At 37.1% G+C, this 17,432-nt stretch carries 18 protein-coding genes and 1 tRNA gene; 2 read left to right on the top strand and 17 right to left on the bottom strand.

Annotated features, from left to right (window positions below; genetic code table 11):
* Positions 1-3: 3 nt before the first annotated feature.
* The 10 genes from DWQ18_01365 to DWQ18_01320 form a co-directional block, all read right to left on the bottom strand.
* Positions 4-291, bottom strand: coding sequence for a DNA-binding protein (locus DWQ18_01365; GenBank protein ID RDJ34608.1), 288 nt, complete (start codon positions 289-291; stop codon positions 4-6).
* Positions 292-298: 7 nt separating this feature from the next.
* Positions 299-751, bottom strand: a complete 453-nt coding sequence (locus tag DWQ18_01360; protein ID RDJ34607.1) for a 30S ribosomal protein S19e — start codon at positions 749-751, stop codon at positions 299-301.
* 67 nt (positions 752-818) lie between these two features.
* Positions 819-1,127: an RNase P subunit gene (locus tag DWQ18_01355; GenBank protein RDJ34606.1), complete on the bottom strand. Its 309-nt coding sequence runs from the start codon at positions 1,125-1,127 to the stop codon at positions 819-821.
* A 51-nt stretch (positions 1,128-1,178) separates the two neighbouring features.
* A tRNA-Gly gene (locus tag DWQ18_01350) sits at positions 1,179-1,252 on the bottom strand.
* 22 nt (positions 1,253-1,274) lie between these two features.
* Complete coding sequence (locus tag DWQ18_01345) at positions 1,275-1,940, bottom strand: ribosome biogenesis protein (GenBank protein RDJ34605.1); 666 nt, start codon at positions 1,938-1,940, stop codon at positions 1,275-1,277.
* A gap of 2 nt (positions 1,941-1,942) precedes the next feature.
* Positions 1,943-3,055 (bottom strand): hypothetical protein, encoded by a 1,113-nt coding sequence (locus DWQ18_01340; protein RDJ34604.1) that lies wholly within the window; start codon positions 3,053-3,055, stop codon positions 1,943-1,945.
* Between the two features lie 295 nt (positions 3,056-3,350).
* Positions 3,351-5,999, bottom strand: coding sequence for an adenosylcobalamin-dependent ribonucleoside-diphosphate reductase (locus tag DWQ18_01335; protein ID RDJ34603.1), 2,649 nt, complete (start codon positions 5,997-5,999; stop codon positions 3,351-3,353).
* Positions 6,000-6,205: 206 nt separating this feature from the next.
* The gene (locus DWQ18_01330) at positions 6,206-8,299 is read right to left on the bottom strand and encodes an ArsR family transcriptional regulator (protein ID RDJ34602.1); all 2,094 of its coding nucleotides are present in this window, start codon (positions 8,297-8,299) and stop codon (positions 6,206-6,208) included.
* Positions 8,300-8,698: 399 nt separating this feature from the next.
* Positions 8,699-9,064: a nucleotide-binding protein gene (locus tag DWQ18_01325; GenBank protein RDJ34601.1), complete on the bottom strand. Its 366-nt coding sequence runs from the start codon at positions 9,062-9,064 to the stop codon at positions 8,699-8,701.
* Positions 9,065-9,067: 3 nt separating this feature from the next.
* On the bottom strand, positions 9,068-10,240 hold the full coding sequence (locus DWQ18_01320; protein ID RDJ34600.1) for a thiolase domain-containing protein: 1,173 nt from the start codon (positions 10,238-10,240) through the stop codon (positions 9,068-9,070).
* Positions 10,241-10,291: 51 nt separating this feature from the next.
* Between DWQ18_01320 and DWQ18_01315 the strand changes: the two genes are divergently transcribed.
* The gene (locus DWQ18_01315) at positions 10,292-10,741 is read left to right on the top strand and encodes a DNA topoisomerase (protein RDJ34684.1); all 450 of its coding nucleotides are present in this window, start codon (positions 10,292-10,294) and stop codon (positions 10,739-10,741) included.
* A 4-nt stretch (positions 10,742-10,745) separates the two neighbouring features.
* Here DWQ18_01315 and DWQ18_01310 read toward each other — a convergent pair whose 3' ends face one another.
* The 7 genes from DWQ18_01310 to DWQ18_01280 all read right to left on the bottom strand — a co-directional run bounded on the left by DWQ18_01310 (position 10,746) and on the right by DWQ18_01280 (position 15,989).
* Positions 10,746-11,540 (bottom strand): carbon-nitrogen hydrolase family protein, encoded by a 795-nt coding sequence (locus DWQ18_01310; protein ID RDJ34599.1) that lies wholly within the window; start codon positions 11,538-11,540, stop codon positions 10,746-10,748.
* A 268-nt stretch (positions 11,541-11,808) separates the two neighbouring features.
* Entirely contained in the window at positions 11,809-12,243 is a 435-nt protein-coding gene (locus DWQ18_01305) for a hypothetical protein (GenBank protein ID RDJ34598.1), read from the bottom strand.
* A gap of 183 nt (positions 12,244-12,426) precedes the next feature.
* Positions 12,427-14,073 (bottom strand): thermosome subunit, encoded by a 1,647-nt coding sequence (locus DWQ18_01300; GenBank protein RDJ34597.1) that lies wholly within the window; start codon positions 14,071-14,073, stop codon positions 12,427-12,429.
* A gap of 77 nt (positions 14,074-14,150) precedes the next feature.
* Entirely contained in the window at positions 14,151-14,327 is a 177-nt protein-coding gene (locus DWQ18_01295) for a 4-oxalocrotonate tautomerase family protein (protein ID RDJ34596.1), read from the bottom strand.
* 41 nt (positions 14,328-14,368) lie between these two features.
* On the bottom strand, positions 14,369-15,130 hold the full coding sequence (locus DWQ18_01290; GenBank protein RDJ34595.1) for a rhomboid family intramembrane serine protease: 762 nt from the start codon (positions 15,128-15,130) through the stop codon (positions 14,369-14,371).
* 46 nt (positions 15,131-15,176) lie between these two features.
* Positions 15,177-15,599 carry a universal stress protein gene (locus tag DWQ18_01285; protein ID RDJ34594.1) on the bottom strand — a complete coding sequence of 141 codons (423 nt, stop codon included), beginning with the start codon at positions 15,597-15,599 and terminating at the stop codon, positions 15,177-15,179.
* Between the two features lie 9 nt (positions 15,600-15,608).
* Entirely contained in the window at positions 15,609-15,989 is a 381-nt protein-coding gene (locus DWQ18_01280; protein RDJ34593.1) for a hypothetical protein, read from the bottom strand.
* 105 nt (positions 15,990-16,094) lie between these two features.
* Here DWQ18_01280 and DWQ18_01275 point away from each other — a divergent pair, with 105 nt between their 5' ends.
* Positions 16,095-17,393, top strand: coding sequence for an amino acid permease (locus DWQ18_01275; protein RDJ34592.1), 1,299 nt, complete (start codon positions 16,095-16,097; stop codon positions 17,391-17,393).
* Positions 17,394-17,432 lie beyond the last annotated feature (39 nt).

The following is a 17,432-nucleotide window of genomic DNA, read 5'->3' as shown; positions in this document are numbered from 1 at the left end:
TTCTTAGCGACGATTTATCTTGAAATCTCGTTTGGGTTGCTGGGTGGATAATAGTATCTGTTTTAGCTGATCGTCTGTGATGGGGGATCTAATCTTTCCCTGTGATGCCATGCCAATGATATAGTTTTCAATCATTCCTGCAAGATCTGGTTTAACCATCCTAACATTGTTTAAGCGAAGTCTTGCTTCTGAGTCAAGAATTTGTTTTAGAATGATTTCCTTTTGGGCTGAAATCTCTGCCTCGCTTGGATTGTCTTGATTTTCAGATTCATCCGAATTTGGATAACTCATTTAATCACTATGAATAAACTTTCAATTCTGGTTTTTCAGCAGATAATTCTTTGAGGATTTCAGTTGCTAGCTTGTCTAGTTTTTGCATTCCTTGTTTTGATGCAACTCTTCCTTTCTTCTCTACTTTATCAAGATAACCTAATTTTTCTAATCCGTGAATTGCATTTCTAATAATTGCGCCACTTGCATCTTTGTGGTGTCTTGCTCCATATCCCAATGGCTTTCCTCCGCCGTATTCCTTACATAGTTCATTAACACCAACTGGTCCGTGCAAGTAGATTTTTCTTAAAATCGATGCACATCTAGTATGCCACCAATCTTTGTCTTGAGGAGGTTTGTCAGCATGTGCTCCGGTCTTAACAAATGAGGCCCATTCTGGTGCTGGAATATCTTCATTTTTTAGAATATCTGCTAATCTGCTAATCAACATATCAGCTGGTACGTCATAGACCTTTGCCATAGAGTGAAAAACTCTCGTATGGTCTTATAAATCATTGAGGGATTGTGCCTAGTTGGTTATAATAGACTCAAGATCGAGGAGGAATAATTTTTCTGTAAGTATGGCCACAAAAGTTGCAAGTTATTCTTACTGATTTAATTGAAGATCTTCCTACCCGAATCTTTGAATTTATTCCCGGTGCGATAAAGCTTTTACATTTTTTGCAAAAGGCCATTCTAAGCTCATATGGCATCCGGATTTTATGCCTCATGCTTATTTTTCTAGCAAGTAATGCCTGTCTTTGAGAGAGCACTGGATCAGTCTTTGCATTGTCAATTGCAATTTGAACTAACGTCCTCATACGGTTTAATGCTATTTCTCTAAGATCTAACTTCACACAAAAACAATATTCTATAATTTAAAAAATTGATCTATTCAAAATTTAGTATGCAGTCAGCGGGATTCGAACCCGCGTCACAGGGTTGGAAACCCCGAATACTAACCAGGCTATACTATGACTGCATAAGGAAGCAAACTCTACAGCCTACATAAAAATTGTTTTTTCATACTCGTATAGGATCCTACTAATCACAACATGAGCTTCAAATGATTGCTCCCCTATCGAGTAGGTCCTATCAATGTGTTGAGTTATTTCATCTGAAAATGCTCCTTTTTGGAAACCACCGACTATAAGACATGAATCATCTAGTTCTTTGCCTACTGATTGGTAATTGCTTGGCATTCCATCTGGTGATAATGCAATTACACTTTTTGGCTCTATCATTTCGATTAATTCATCAAATGTCATCTTTTTTAGCTCCATCAATACAGAATCATCTGTTTTGATTACTTTGTCTTTGAACAATTTTTCTATAATTCCTGCAAATCTGTGATAAGATTTTGGTAGTCTTACGTTATCTCCAAGAATGATAACTTTGTTATCAACTGTATGCACGTAAATTTCAATTTCATTTTCATGGTACAATGGAATGCTTGTTGCAGCTAGCAAACACAGATGAACAATATCTGGCCTGCCGCGTTTAATTTCATTTTCTAGTCCTTTCATTGCAGCAAAATGCCATGAATTATCCAATAATATCTCTGAGGGATATTTTCCTAATTTTTTTGCATGAGATTTAATTGAGATATGTGATTGTAATTCTCGTGGGACTAGCTCAAGTGATGATTCTGCAATTATTAATGACAGCATGTTTAAGACAACGCTGAGATCTCTTTTTTAAATTCATTCCATGATGGTTTTTCGTTTCCATCTTCACTTATCAGACCTGCACTACAGATATAATTTCCTAGTCGTTCTGCAACAAATTCACTACTACCAAAACCTGAACCTCCACCTACTGAAACTGCACCCTCTAGTTCTTCTGCATTAATTATACAGCTACCATCTGGTCTATCATACATCCTATACCATGTTACAAACTCGATTTGATTTTCATTTTCGTTGAAAAATTCGTACACTTGATTTACAAATTGTGTTTGATCAAATTCGTTTCCTTCTACGTGACTAGATGTACTCCAGCTTATCTCAAAGAGTGCAACCTGCTTGTTTTGTGCAAGCTCAAATGCCTTGTCTAGGTCTGCTCTTGCTTGATATGGAGTTTTTACTATCTCATTTAATGCATCTACTGGGAAATAGCTAAATGCAACAAAATCGCCTATGGACAATTCCTTTACTACATTTTCGATATTTTTGTTGAGAACATTATGCAAGGCAAAAGAGTTTCCAATTTTTACATCTGGGTGTTTTTCCTTGATTCTATCATAGACATTGTTAAAGAGGTCTCGATAGATTGGAATTTCTCCTTCTTTGTATCTAAAGTGCTCATCTGTGTCACCAGATATAATCAGGGTATCAATGATGTCATATCTTGATAGTACTGCATCAAGAACATTTACCACATTGTCTTCTGATACTGTGATCAAGCTTGGTTTTCCTATCCAGTCAGGAAATGGTCCAAGTGTTTTTCCGTTTACAATTGAAAAGTAAAGAGTAACTTTGAGATTATTTTTTTTATTAAAGCTCATGATAATGTCTGACTGCTTCCAATCAAACTGACCCTTTTCAGGTTCTATCATATCCCAAAACATGTAGACATTACTTCTTCCAATGCCTGTGGAAGCTGCTTGTGAATAGATCTCATCTAATTCTGGCAGGGTTGTAGTTGTTAATGGTGTATTGATGACCAATCCTAATTTTTCATTAGTTGATTGATTGGAATTTGGTTGGGATGGCATTAATGCAAATGCTGCAGCAATTCCAATAATTACAGCAGCAGAGATGCCGCCAATAATGATCTTATTCACAGTTCTTGGCTGTGAAAAAAGAGAGGTAAAAAAGTTGTGATACTTTTAATCGAGAATATAGATTGGGATAGTTTATTACAGTTACAGTCAGTTGATATGATGGGTTAGAGACCAGGATCGATATCTTGGAGGTTCTGTCCTTCCATAATAAGGAACATTGTCCTCACTACCCTGGTCTGTTATCATTATACATAACGAGATCGATATCTTGGAGGTTCTACTTCTTTTATGGAGGAAGTATTGTCCCCACTACCTCGTTACATACGATAACTGTAATGTTTCTAATGCTTGTTTTCTAGCCTGATGTACAGCCGCTGAATCCGCATTCTATGCAGATACTGCAACCCTCAACGAACACCAAATTGTTCTTGCATGTTGGGCAAAGGTTTTCCTCAGATGTCTCCTCAGATAGATTCTGCTCAACAGGCGTCTCTTCTGGTGTTTTGAGTTTCAAGGCGTCTTGTACTTGGGTTTTTACGTATTGGTTTGCTAGTGCATTTGACACATAGTCAGTGACATAGTTGCTTGGAGTTACTGTGAATATTTTTTCAGCCTTTTCACTAGTCATGTGAAGAACTTGTTTGTGTCTGGAACCATCACGATAAACTGTGATGCCTTTCAAGCCAAGCTCATGTGCTAGGAGATATGCTGCTTTGACGTCATCTGCAGTCACATCGTATGGCATGTTAATTGTTTTAGCGATTGCATTTCCAATCCACTCTTGCCATACTCCTTGGGCCATAAGATGATCAGCCCAATGAATATCCATTGCTGTGACAAAGATGTTTTGCATCCACTCTGGAATTTCTGGAATTCCTTTGAGTGAGCCATAGTTGTCAGCAATTTTTTCAAGTATCTCTTCGCTGTACAATCCATTGTCTTTGAGTGCTTGCTCAATGATTTTGTTTGTGTAAAAGAAGCGACCAACAGTTACTCTCTTTTCAAACACTAGTGCAAACATTGGTTCCATTCCATTAGAACAGTCTGCAATCATTGATAGTGTTCCAGTGGGAGCGACAGTTGTTGTCAGTACATTTCTAATTCCGTGCTTTTGGATCTTTTGGATTAATGCATCCCATTCAAAGCTGTGTTGCTCTTTTGGACGTTCATAGTATCCAGCAATTGGAATCTTTCCTTCTGGATATTCTGTCTTTGAGCAAAGTGGGAATTCTCCACGTGACTTTGCTAATGCAACACTCTCTTCCATTGAATAGTATGAGAGAGCTTCTGCTAGCTTTGATTGAATTTCATATCCTTCTTTAGAGTTGTATGGGATTCGTAGTTTGTAGAGTAGATCTGCAACTCCCATTACACCCAATCCAATTCTTCTTGATTCTTTTGATGCAGTATCAATGTCTTTTACTGGATACAGATTGACATCGATGACGCTGTCAAGGAATCGAGTTGTCTTTCGAATTGTTTCTTCATATCTTTGCCAATCAAATTCGTATTCACCATCTGCTTTGCGTTTTACAAGATTTGACAGATTGATGGAACCCAAGTTGCATGATTCGTATGGATACAAGCTTTGTTCTCCACAAGGATTTGTTGCACGGATTGGTCCGCCTCTTGCTTTTGCAAATACATTGTATTTGTTGATTTGATCAAAGAAGATCAAACCAGGTTCGGCACTCTTCCATGCAGACAGTGCAATTAGATCAATTAGTTGATGTGCATTAATTTCTCTAACTGGTGCTCTGTTGCGTGAGCTTCTAAGCATGTACTTTCCGTCTGTGGTATTTACAAGTGAATGCCAGAAATCTTCCCAGATTCCAACACTTACATTGAAATTCTCAAGCACGCCTGGCTGAGTCTTGTTTGTGATGAATTTTTCAACATCAGGATGCCATGCTTCGATAATTCCCATGTTGGCACCACGGCGTTTTCCACCTTGTTTTACCACTTCTGTGACTGTATTGATAATATTCATGAAGGATACAGGACCTGAAGCAACACCAGATGTTGATGCTACAATGTCACCTTCTTGTCTAAGATCAGAGTAGTTGATTCCAACTCCACCTCCAGATTTGAAGATTAGTGCTGCATCAGATGTTGATTTCATGATTCTTTCCATATCGTCTGGCATGTCTAAGACAAAGCATGCAGATAGTTGTCCCAAACGTCCACCAGCGTTCATCATTGTTGGTGAATTTGGCAGAAAGTCTTGTGAAACCATCAGATCATAGTATTCTTTGATTCTGTCTGCATATCTGTCTAGTTTCTTTGCAGCTAACATTGTCAGAAGATCTTTGAAGCTTAGCTTCATCTGACCTTTGTTTGCCAAAGTTATGTAGTGGTTAATCATGGCTCTAAAGTGCCATTTGTTAAGATAGTAATCACCTATCTTGAATTTGTAATCAAAGCTGTCTAGTTTATCTAGATATGCTTCTGCCTCTTCGAGGTTTTGTCTTTTGTTACCATCTTTTGCAAAGAGTTCTGCATCGTACATTAAATCTCCAATGCCAATTAAGATGGCCACACGCTCAAACATTTGACTGGGACTTTCGGTAATCTCATTTTTGTTATTTCGTAGGAGATATCTTGAAGCCAAAACTCTCAGGCAGTTTAGATCAAATTTCTTTGCTACTGGATCTAATGTCTTTGTGTTAAGAACCTTGAATTTCTCATCTCTAACTTTTCTACGTTCATGTCTATACAAAATGTAGGCCTTGGCGATTTCACTGTGACCGTTCTCGATCAAAGTTGACTCTACCATGTCCTGAATATCTTCAACGCTTGGAGGTCGTGAAGCAGAAAATCCTTGTTCAAATAATTTTCTTAGTACTCCCTCTGCGAGTTGATCTGCTAAACCACGGTCGGCTTCAGACGTGGCTGCTAATGCCTTGTAAATGGCATTTGAAATTTTATCTTTATTGAAAGCCACAACCGATCCATTTCGCTTGCGGATCTCTCCGATAGAACTTTCTATTTGTGAATTATCCAATCTATAATCTCCCCTCCAGTGGTATGATTTACTGTGGTTATAACTTGTGTGGCCTAAAAAAATTCATCAGGATCGATTTTTGATTTAAAATTATTCACACCGGTACTATGAACTTCATAACGGTACGATTTTCGACTTTGAAAAATTTTTGATAGGATCTAAAATTTGATCGTAAAATGACGAAAAGAATTATGAATTTACGAATTTCAGATAATGTAAGGTGACTTGCAGGAAGGACATTTGTCGCCTAATTTCTCATCTTTAAAGCCACATTCGCCACAAATTGAAACGTGTTTTACTGGTTTGAAGGAGGATGTTAATTCTCCAGTCTTTTCTATTGCCTTTTTGATATCATCAATCTTTGCATCATCGTCGATCTGAAGACTAACAAGTAATCCTCCATTGAGCATTTTTGCAAGCTTGTTGCATTCAGAGATTTGCTCACTCTTTGCAGTTAGTCCATCTACCTCAGATGCATTAAGTGTGAATCCTTCAGAGTAAGAATCAGAGTCAAGATCTTTTAGTACAGAATTCTTTCCGTATTTTTCTCCATCAAGTGTTGAAAATCTTATAGAGCCGTCACTTTCTGTCATGCATATTCTAACATCATCACCGAGTTCTTTTCCTTTTTTCTTTGCAACTTCAACTGCAGTTTCAATTACTTTGTGTAAGATGTCACGACCTTCTTTGTTGTCTTGGTAACCAAGAATGTTAAAAACTGCTTCATTTAGTCCGACTAGATTCAATACAATTGAAGCAGAACCACGTTGCATGTACTGTGTATTCTTTGCAAGAATTGGATTAAGACCACGTCGAGTTAGATCAGATATGTCTTTCTTTCTTAATGCCATAGATGACAAGGCAGGTTTCATTAGAAGAGCTAATCTTGCTCTAAAGTACGTCTCATCCTTGTTTGACTCAAATGCAAGTCGTGGCAAGTTAATTGAAATTGAATGAAGATTAATGGAAAGAGGAGTAGAGTTCTTTGTTTGTACGTTGGCAATTCCCTTGTTAGATACTAATCCTTGAGAGAAGATTACTTTGCCACCAAGTGTTACAATTTCTGCAAGATCAGCAGAGACATCAGACAATTTTCCTTTTTCATAATCAATAATCAAACCAATCTTTGGAATAGGTGTAATTCTTGCATAGTTTTTGTATGCGGTGATAATTGCAGAGTTTATCTTAGCATCAGAGCCAAGTTGGACTCTAAATGAAACAATTGTTGGATTTTTGTTATACTTTGAAACAGTTGAAGCAGTTGCAAACGCATCTGCAAGTTTTTGCTCAATGTCTCCAGAATTCTTTGCATGTTTTGTCAGTAATTGCGCCAATCCATCCATTACAACCTCTTGTGAGGCTTCTTTTGAGATGAGTGAAATCAACATGGAAAGTGTTGAGGTTAGATCATCAAGGTTTTTGGCAGATGGTATTCGTGAGACATCTAGGAATTTTCCTCCAAGGTTAAGGCCATCATCGATTAATTCCTTAATATTTACAAAAATTGCATCAGGCAAGAGTGACCAAATTCCAGGATTCGTAATGTGTAGGTCTCCTGACAAGTGTGAATCTGCCACGTCCTTAGGCAGGGTATTTGTGAGTAAATGCTCAGCAAAGACTACTTGGCCTGTCTTGTAGAGTAGGCCTTCTGCGCCATTATCGACATTATCAATATTTGAGAGCATTTCTTGCACATCAAATACTGGCAGTCCAAGTCTGGCCAGTTTATTGCGATATTCCTCATGACCATGTTCCAATAAAACAGAGTTAACCATTTCACGGATCAGAGAGCCGGTAAGATATGTTGTTTGATATTTGTAAATTCTGTTTTCAACTTCTTCTGTAATTTTTTGTGCTAACTCTAATGGTAAGCTTCCCTCACGGACAAGGGATTGTATAATTTTATGAGAATTAAATTCCTCAATTGATTCATGTGATGTTCTAACATACATTTTGCCGCTTTCGATGATGGAGCGTTCTTCAATCTGTCTGGCAAGACTTAGAACTAATTTGCCCAAATTTGTAATGGTGTATCTTCTCTCAGATTTGTTTAATGCAACAAGGGATTGTCTCAATAATTTTCTAAGATGGTATGCAAATTTACCACTCTCTTTTTTTGATTTGAATCCAGCAAGGGACTTTAATTCTGAATAAGTTAAAGGACCCTTGGAATTTAAAATTCTTAAAATGTCTATACGGTTTGGACTGGCCATAACGGAAAAGATCATCCGTACACGTTTTGATGTGGATTGCAGTATGCCGCCCCTCTTTGGCTCCGCTACCCCCTCGCTCAGTTCCATATCCATGTCTACAAGGTTAGGAGTAAATAAGATTTATGACTGCATCATTTTTGGATCCAATAAGATCAGTTTTTGATCCAACTGGATCAATTTTGGATCTAATTAGATCATTTTTCGGAAACTGGATCAGTTTTTGGATCAAAATTGATAATTTTTGTAAAACTAGATCAGTTTTCTTGTACATCTAATGAAAATTCAGATGTTGAAAGTGCTTGTCCACAAGAAGGACATTTTCCACTGTATGGATTCATGACATCTTTTAGAGGTTTGAGCATTTTCATACTTGTGATCTTTTCACCGCATTTTCCACATGTTACATCTACTGACATGTATCAAAATCGTTTAGTTGTAATAATTAGAAAACTGCTCTGATTTTTTTAATAATTTCAATAAATTATTTTATTGCTTTTCTATGAGGATTCCCCGTTCATCAAATCCAGTGATTTTAGCTTTGGTACCAACTGGAAGATCTGCTGGGGTTTTGATGTTTGCCATAAAGCCAGAAACTCGCAGTTCTGAGGAGTCTAATTTGAGAACAACCCAGGCATAAGGTGTGTATTTCTCAAAGCCAGCAGGAGGCACTGTAATTATGGTATATGTGGCAACAGTTCCTTGTCCTGGAAGAATGGCATTTTCAAACTCCTTTGCACCACAGTTTTGGCAATAGTATACTGTGGATAAATGGAGATGATTGCATTTTGTGCATTTTCTAGCAAGAATCTTGCCTGCTTTTGCTTGCTCTACAAATTCTTGTTTAGCTGACATTTCTTACACACTTTGGAAAATATGAACTGCACAACTGGCACCTGTAGCACCAAAGTTTTGAGTTAATCCAATTTTAGCATCCTTAACTGTTCTATCGCCAGCCTTTCCTGTTAATTGCTCATACACCTCAACGACTTGGCCAACGCCGGTTGCTCCAATTGGATGTCCTTTTGATTTTAATCCACCTGATGGATTGATTGGAATGTCACCGTTACGAGAAGTTCTTCCCTCTCTGACTGCATCAACTCCTTTACCTTTTTCAAAGAATCCAAGATCTTCACTGTCAACAATCTCTGCAATTGTAAAACAATCATGTACTTCTGCAAAGTCAACATCTTTTGCTGTAATTCCAGCCATCTTGTATGCTGCTTGTGCTGCAAGTTTTGTACTTGGAATTGTTGTCATATGTTCACGACCTTGCAGTGCTGCAGGGGATCCACCCCTACCAGAACCAATTACTTTAACATAATCACCACCATGTTCCTTTGCAAACTTTTCACTACATAGAATAACAGAACTTGCACCATCAGAGAATGGACAGCAGTCATATAGCTTTAGTGGGCTTGCAACAACTGCAGAGCTTAATACATCATCAATTGTAATCTTTTTTCGCAAGTGAGCTTTAGGATTCAAAAGACCGTTTTCATGATTTTTTACTGCAACTCTTGCAAAGTCTTCCTCTGTTGCTTTAAACTCTGTAAGATATGCTCTTGCCATTGATGCAAAGAGTCCTGGAAATGATGCACCAGCTTGTCCTTCATAAAAGAAATCAGAACAATATGAAAAATATGTTGTAGTCCACTCTGTTCCTGTATGAGTTACTTTTTCAACACCGGTAACTAAAACTGCATCATAAAATCCTGCAGCTACATTTGCAAATGCTTCTCTAAATGAAACTGAACCGCTTCCACATGCAGATTCTATTGATAAAGATGGCTTTTCAGGTATGCCTAGGTTACTCATGACTACTGGACCAAGATGAACCTGCTTGTCTGCAACTCCAAAAACGTTTGAAATGTAACCTGCTTCAATTTCTTTTGGCTCAATGCCAGCACTTTCAATAGCTCCAACTGAAGCTTGTACTGTGATATCAGAAATACTGTCTTCTAATTTTCCATATTTGGTACTTCCCGCACCAAGAACACAAACCTTTTCCACAAATCTGGCTGACCTCATTCCCTATAAAAATCGTTCAAGCATTTACATGGTATAGAATTGAAACAAAAGATGATGTTACAAAGTCAAACCCAGATAAGAAAGAGCTCCAAGTCCCGCCATTCCATTAGGATAACAAAGAAAAAGACTTTGACATTAAAAGACGAAATTAACCAGTACTTTGATGAAAACGGATACCTATCCTACTCCACAAAGAAGAAGAAATATGTCATTTTAGGTACAAACTCCCCAAAGGATGGGTTACTGGAATGCCCAGAGTGCCACGTGGGGCAATTAATGGTAATTAGATCCTATAAAACAAAAAAGAGATTCATGGGTTGCTCAAACTATTACAATGGGTGTAAGGCATCATCACCTCTTTTGCAAAAGGCCATGCTAAAGGCAACAAAAATTCCATGCAAGTTTTGCAGCTGGCCTACTATCATCTTTAGATATTCGCGAAAAGAAAAATGGATAAAGCGTTGTGCAAACTTTAATTGTTCTGGAAAGAAAAAGGCCTAGTGTATCAATAGACGTCTTTTCTTCGATTTTTTAATAATGGTAAAACGGTACGGGTTTTTTTGATCTCTTTTAGTGAGATATCTGCATATGCTATGCCCTGTCGTTTCTTCATGTCAACAAGAATCTTGCCAAATGGATTAACAACTAGACTTCTACCGCAGTAAATGTTGCCTACTTGATCAGGTGCAATTACATAACATCCGTTTTCAATTGCTCGCGTTTTGTTTATAGTAATCCAGTGATCTTCTTTCATCTCACCCTTTACCCATGCAGATGGTGCAACTAGAATTTCAGAGCCTGCAAGCGTCAAATTGCGAGCCATCTCTGGAAAACGCAGATCATAGCAAATCAGCATTCCAATCTTTCCAATACTGGAAGAAGTCGGCTTGGAAATCTTGGAACCAGAGGTCATTTTGGTAGATTCTCTAAAACCCAGTGCATCATAAAGATGGATTTTTCGGTATTTTGATACAACTTTACCATTTTTATCGATAACAAAAGAGGTATCAAAGACCCTGTCCTTTTTGTTGCTCTTTTCATACATGGTGCCTATCACTTGAATTGAGTTTAACTTGGCAGCCCTTGCAATTGATTTTACAAAGTTTCCAGAAATCGTTTCTGCTTCATTTGCGAGATCTTTTGGTGTTTGTGATGAAGAGGTATAGAACATCATAAATTCAGGAAATGCAACCAGTTTTGCTTTTTGTTTTGCAGCCTTTTCAATATAGTTTAAAATTTTTTTTAAATTTTCTTCCTTTTTTGTTGATGCCTTGAATTGTACAAGTGCAATCTTTGCCATGATTCTGATTAAAATAAATGAAATAAAAACTGTCTTGATCAGTTTTTAATTCAGATGTATCATTTTTAGACAAAAATATGGAAAAACTATGCCAAACTATGCCAAAAAATTTTTGCAATTGGTTTTGTGTTTACCCAAGGTCAATAATGCGCTTAATTATTCTTAGACATATCAAAAACACATTATAATTAAAATCGCCACAATTTGCTAGGGGACATTCGTAAATTAATCAAGTCATCAATTAAACAGGATCAATTCGAAAAAATAATTAAGGCATCATCATATGTCTGCCCATCATGTTTTGCCATTGGGTGTTGTTTCCCATATAGTTCATCATTCCCTGATGCTGCATCATTTGATTTACCATTTGTTGTTGTAATTGAGGATCATCCATCATGTGATTCATCATGGGTTGCATCATCTGGTTCATGTGTTGTGGATTGCTCATCATCATGTTATGCATTTGTTGCATAGCCTGTGGATTTTGCATCATGGTATTCATCCATTGGTTCATTGCTTGAGGATTTTGCATCATTTGATTATGCCACTGATTCATCATCTGTGGATCATTCATCATTTGCTGCATCTGTTGTGTGGTCATCATGTGAGTTGGTTGGTTAGACTGCAAGGTTACATGGTAAATCCCAAAACCCGCAAAGAAAGCCCCTATCATTATGCCGACCCAAACGTATTGGCTAACCATGTTTTGTAATATGATCTATTCTTTATTTACCATCATCTAGTTATCATAATTGATTCTCAAAAAGAAAAATAACAACAGTCAATAGAATAATCCTAATTTGAAATGATCCTTCATTTGTTCTTCTCTTAAATCCCGATGTGTAAGAAAGTGTATTAGTTTTGGTTTTATGTTAAATGATAAAATCTATTCAGTATCCATACCAGGCATCCCACCCATTCCTCCTGGTGGTGCTGAATGACTTCTTGAGGAGGCTACAATATTATCAATTCGTAAAATCATGTTGGCAGTCTCTGTGGCAGATTTTATTATCTGCTCTTTTACCTTAACTGGTTCTATGATTCCTAACTTTTCAAAATTTGCAACAGTTCCATTAATGACATCAACGCCGGCAAACTTTTCTCCCGTACTTTGTTTTGAACGCAGTTGTGTAATTGTATCAATGGGATTCATTCCAGCGTTTCTAGCAAGGGCAAGTGGAATCGATTCCAAGGCATCTGCAAACTTTTCAACTGCTAGTTGTTCTCTTCCCGAAAGTGACTTTGCCCATTCCCTAAGTTTTAAAGCGATAAATGCCTCAGGAGATCCTCCACCATATACAACCTTTGGTTTTTCAATCACATCCTTTACAACCATCAGTGCATCGTGCATTGAACGGTCAGCTTCATCTATTACTCTCTGCGAACCTCCTCGTACAAGAATAGTAATAGCTTTTGGATTCTTACACCCTTCAATAAACACCCAATTATCTTCTTCAACTCTTTTCTCCTCAACATTATCTGCCATACCCAATTCGCTATCAGTTAGATCGTCAACTCTTCCTACGATTCTTCCGCCAGTAGCTTTAGCAAGCTTTGTCATATCACTCTCCTTGATTCTTCTAACAGCAATAATTCCGTCCTTACTCATATAATGTTGAATAATCTCATCTATTCCCTTTTGACATAACACTACATTTGCACCAGTAGATTTTATCTTAGACACCATGTCTTTGAGAATCTGGTTTTCCTCCTCCATGAATGATTTCATCTGACTTGGACTAGAGATGTTTAATTTTGCTTCAAACTCTGTCTTTTTAATCTCGAGTGCATCATTAATTAACGCAATCTTTGCATTCTCAATTCTTCTTGGCATTCCGCTATGAACTATTTCTTTGTCAAGTATTATTCCACTTACCAGTTCGCTATCAGATACAGAACCGCCAGTCTTTTTTTCAATTTTTATATTATCTAGATTAATTTTGAATATTCCATTTTTTTCTTCAATGACTTTGAGTATGGCATCAACCACCAATTTTGCAAGATCTGTTGCTTCAACAGATACAAGCTTTGTCTGCATAGCCGTGTTTGCAATTTTTTCAAGCACATCTTTGTCTTTTGGATCTACATTTATTGCAATTTGAGATAGGAATTCTGATGCCTTTTTTGATGCTTTTTTGTAGCCATCTGCAATAATCACAGGATGTATGTCATCATCAATTAATGATTCTGCCTTCTCAAGTAGGGCACCAGCTAGCACTACGGCAGATGTTGTGCCATCGCCTACTTCGCTGTCTGTAGCTTTTGCTACTTCCACCATCATCTTTGCTGCTGGATGTTGAACATCAATCTCTTTGAGAATTGTTGCTCCATCATTAGTAATTGTGATATCTCCAAGAGAATCAACAAGCATTTTATCCATTCCACGTGGGCCTAAACTAGTCTGAATTATCTCAGAGATCAGTTTTGCTGCTCGGATATTATTTCGCTGGGCATCACGACCACGTGATTGTTTTGTTCCCTCTTTAAGTAAAATAACTGGAACGCCTTCTGGTGTTGTAGCTATTTGTGACATGAGCAAATTTTGTTAAGATTGTATTTATTGCTAGGACCTAATTCTCATTTTTGAAAAAGTCAAAATGAAAAGAAAGATTAAAGCTGGTTTCCAGCCAAAAACCAATTTTCCTTTGGATTTTCATCAAAGACGACAATGACATGACTCTCTTTGGTTTTGAGAATATCTACAGCGGCTTTGGTTATTGCCTTTGCATAATCATCTTTTTGTTGTTGTGTTCGCCCTGGATACATTGACACTGTAATTAGTGGCATGGATAATGTAGAATTGTTTAGGGATTTATTCGTTAAAGAATTTAGTTTCCTCTATATCCATACCTTGTCCCATAGGTAAATTCTGAGCTGTGAGTTTTTTTGTAAAGATATCCTGTGGCGTATCCTATTGCAAAACCACCGATGTGAGCCATGTATGCAACACCACCACCGGCTACACCAAAGCCTCCAATAAAGAACGGCAACAAGTTTTGAAAAATCAACCAGAATGGCAAAAACCATCTTGCTTCGATATGTAACATTCTCCAAAAGAATCCCAACATTAGAAAAGTCGAAATTCTAACTCGCGGATAAATTGCAAGGTATGCACCCAACACTCCAGAGATTGCACCTGATGCTCCAACTGCTGGAACTGGACTTAGAGGATCAATTGCAATGTGAGCTAGTCCTGCACCGATACCCCACATCAAGTAGACTCCAAGAAACTTTGCTCTGCCAAACTTGTACTCCATGTTGTCACCAAATATCCAAAGAAACAACATGTTACCACCCAAGTGCATCAAACCACCATGCATGAACATTGAGCTAAGTAGAGATACCTCGGGCATGTCAGGACATGGAATCTGCATTCCAGGTTGAACGATATAACTTGCACCTGTAACACATGAGGGAACAGCTCCCCATTCAAAGAACATCATTGCAGCGTTTTGATTTGAAAATTCCCAAATTTGGCCCGTAATTGCCACCTCTACAAAAAATACTGCAACATTTAGTATCATTAGTAGAATGGTTAGTTTGGGCTTGAATGATTTTGGATGAGGATTTTCATCTCTTAATGGAAGCATTCTAAATTTTCTTCAGAAATTGTGTAATAAGAATATTCCAGTAAACCTATCGAACTATTACAACTGGGATTTTAGATCTGTGAGTAATTTCGTGTGAAACGCTTCCCAAAAGCATCTCTTGAACCATTCCTTCGCCTTTTGATCCCATAACAATGAGATCAAATTTTCCCTTTTTTGAAAATTGCAGAATTTTTTCGGAAGTTTTACCGCGTAGAATTTTTTGTTTGAATTCGATTCTGTTTTTAGCACAATTTTTTTTAGCAGTTTTTAAGAATTGATGTGCTTTTTTTTCTAATCTGATTGACACAGGATCTATAACAGCATATTCTAGAACCAATTGTAAATCGATACAGTGAATTCCTGTAATTGATGCGTTTATTGGTTTGGCTAGAGTTATTGCAAAATCTAGAGCTCGGAAAGAATTTTTTGAGCCATCAAGAGGAACTAGGATTGACTTAACTTTTTTCATATTACATTTCTAATGTTGGTGAACTATATCAAATGTTTTCTTCTTTGTAGTTAGTGACGCAGCTACTGGTATTACTTTATCTGCCATTTTTCTTACTTTATTTTCATGCATTTTAGGATATTTTATGTGAAGACATTCATGATAAATTGTGTTAACTGTCTCAACTTTTGGTTCTGTTGATAAATGAGGATTAAGCCAAATTGTACCACACTCTTTGATGCATTCAGCCCACACACCACTGGGTTTTTTCCCTCCCTTGTAGATATAATTAGCAAAATGTTTTCTATCATAAACCAAGACAGGTTTTATTTTCATTTTGAGTATATTTTCAAATGCATTAAGAATAGTTTGATGCCATTCTTTATCCGATTCAGAAAACTTCCATTTCAATTGGAATAATTTCTTATTTTTAGTATATGAAGATAAGAATTAATTTTCATCGTTGATAATTTGCACCCAATTTAGATTTAATATTATGATTTTGAGTGGTAACATATGTCAGAATTAAGCCGAAACATGGGTTTGTTTCATCTAATAATGTACGGTGTCGGATTAATTCTTGGTGCAGGCATCTATGTTCTCATTGGAGAAGCTGCTGGACTTGCAGGAAATGCCGTATGGATATCATTTCTAATTGGTTCAATTGTTGCAGTTTTTGCAGGATTAAGCTATGCTGAACTAGCTGCACTATTTCCAAAAGCAGCAGCAGAATATGTTTTTGTAAAAAATGCATTTAGGAATAATTTCATTGCATTCACAATTGGCTGGCTTACTTCTATTACCTCAATGATTACAGCTGCGACAGTAGGATTGGGATTTGGTGGTTACCTGGTAGGCTTTGTCGATATTCCAATTGTTATTGGAGCAATTGTAATACTTGGAATATTATCTGTCATTAGCTTTGTAGGAATTAGGGAATCATCATGGATGAATACCATTTTTGCCATCATAACAATCGCAGGACTAGTTTTGATAATTATTCTTGGTTTCAGCTATGAAGTCAAAGAGCCCGTTGATTACTTACAGACAACTGGCATATCAGGAATTGTTCTTGCATTTGTTTTGATCTTTTTTGCATTTATTGGATTTGAGGATATGGCAAATATCGCTGAAGAAGTTAAAAGACCTGCAAAGAATCTGCCGAGAGGAATACTCCTTGCAGTTCTCATTACAGGAGTAATCTACATTCTTGTATCAATTTCTGTGTTAAGAGTAATGACATGGGAGGAGTTGGGGCAATCTTCTGCTCCACTTGCAGATGTTGCAAATAGGGCATTTGGGGACAATGGTAGTTTGACATTATCCGCAATAGCATTATTTGCCACGGCTAGCACGATTCTAATCACACTGGTTGCGGGAGCTAGAATGCTTTACGGAATGGCACGTGACGGTTCACTTCCAAAAATATTTGGTAAAATCCATCCTAAAACTAAAACTCCATGGATGGCAGTAATTGCAATCTTTGTAATTAGTACAGGATTTACATTAATTGGAGATATTGTAATTGTTGCCAACATTGTAGTCTTTGCAATAGTAATTACATTTGCAATGATAAATTTGGCAGTAATTGTATTGCGTTATACGAAACCAGATGAGCCAAGACCGTTTCGTGTACCGATTAACATTGGAAGGTTTCCAGTACTTCCATTATTTGGTCTGGCAGCAACTTTGTACATGATCACTCAGTTTGATTTACAGGTAATTTTATCGGGAGTAGGAATTGTTGCGTTAGGTACGATAGTATATTTTGCATATATCAAAAGGCTAGAAAAAATTCATTCTGAGAGTAAATAAAATTGCGATGAAAAGCTATTTTACGTATTATTTTTGCCA

Source organism: Thermoproteota archaeon (assembly GCA_003352285.1).
Classification (GTDB): Archaea; Thermoproteota; Nitrososphaeria; order Nitrososphaerales; family Nitrosopumilaceae; genus PXYB01.
Note: the sequence above shows the minus strand (reverse complement) of the source record. Positions and strands in the feature narration are given on the sequence as shown.

What these genes read in the sequence shown, in the direction of transcription:
- DWQ18_01315 (RDJ34684.1), top strand. Translation starts at nt 10,292, where the DNA reads ATGATGTTACAAAGTCAAACCCAGATAAGAAAGAGCTCCAAGTCCCGC.
- DWQ18_01285 (RDJ34594.1), bottom strand. Translation starts at nt 15,599, where the DNA reads ATGAAAAAAGTTAAGTCAATCCTAGTTCCTCTTGATGGCTCAAAAAAT.
- DWQ18_01330 (RDJ34602.1), bottom strand. Translation starts at nt 8,299, where the DNA reads ATGGAACTGAGCGAGGGGGTAGCGGAGCCAAAGAGGGGCGGCATACTG.
- DWQ18_01290 (RDJ34595.1), bottom strand. Translation starts at nt 15,130, where the DNA reads ATGCTTCCATTAAGAGATGAAAATCCTCATCCAAAATCATTCAAGCCC.
- DWQ18_01365 (RDJ34608.1), bottom strand. Translation starts at nt 291, where the DNA reads ATGAGTTATCCAAATTCGGATGAATCTGAAAATCAAGACAATCCAAGC.
- DWQ18_01305 (RDJ34598.1), bottom strand. Translation starts at nt 12,243, where the DNA reads ATGGTTAGCCAATACGTTTGGGTCGGCATAATGATAGGGGCTTTCTTT.
- DWQ18_01295 (RDJ34596.1), bottom strand. Translation starts at nt 14,327, where the DNA reads ATGCCACTAATTACAGTGTCAATGTATCCAGGGCGAACACAACAACAA.
- DWQ18_01345 (RDJ34605.1), bottom strand. Translation starts at nt 1,940, where the DNA reads ATGCTGTCATTAATAATTGCAGAATCATCACTTGAGCTAGTCCCACGA.
- DWQ18_01275 (RDJ34592.1), top strand. Translation starts at nt 16,095, where the DNA reads ATGTCAGAATTAAGCCGAAACATGGGTTTGTTTCATCTAATAATGTAC.
- DWQ18_01325 (RDJ34601.1), bottom strand. Translation starts at nt 9,064, where the DNA reads ATGTCAGCTAAACAAGAATTTGTAGAGCAAGCAAAAGCAGGCAAGATT.
- DWQ18_01310 (RDJ34599.1), bottom strand. Translation starts at nt 11,540, where the DNA reads ATGGCAAAGATTGCACTTGTACAATTCAAGGCATCAACAAAAAAGGAA.
- DWQ18_01320 (RDJ34600.1), bottom strand. Translation starts at nt 10,240, where the DNA reads ATGAGGTCAGCCAGATTTGTGGAAAAGGTTTGTGTTCTTGGTGCGGGA.
- DWQ18_01360 (RDJ34607.1), bottom strand. Translation starts at nt 751, where the DNA reads ATGGCAAAGGTCTATGACGTACCAGCTGATATGTTGATTAGCAGATTA.
- DWQ18_01300 (RDJ34597.1), bottom strand. Translation starts at nt 14,073, where the DNA reads ATGTCACAAATAGCTACAACACCAGAAGGCGTTCCAGTTATTTTACTT.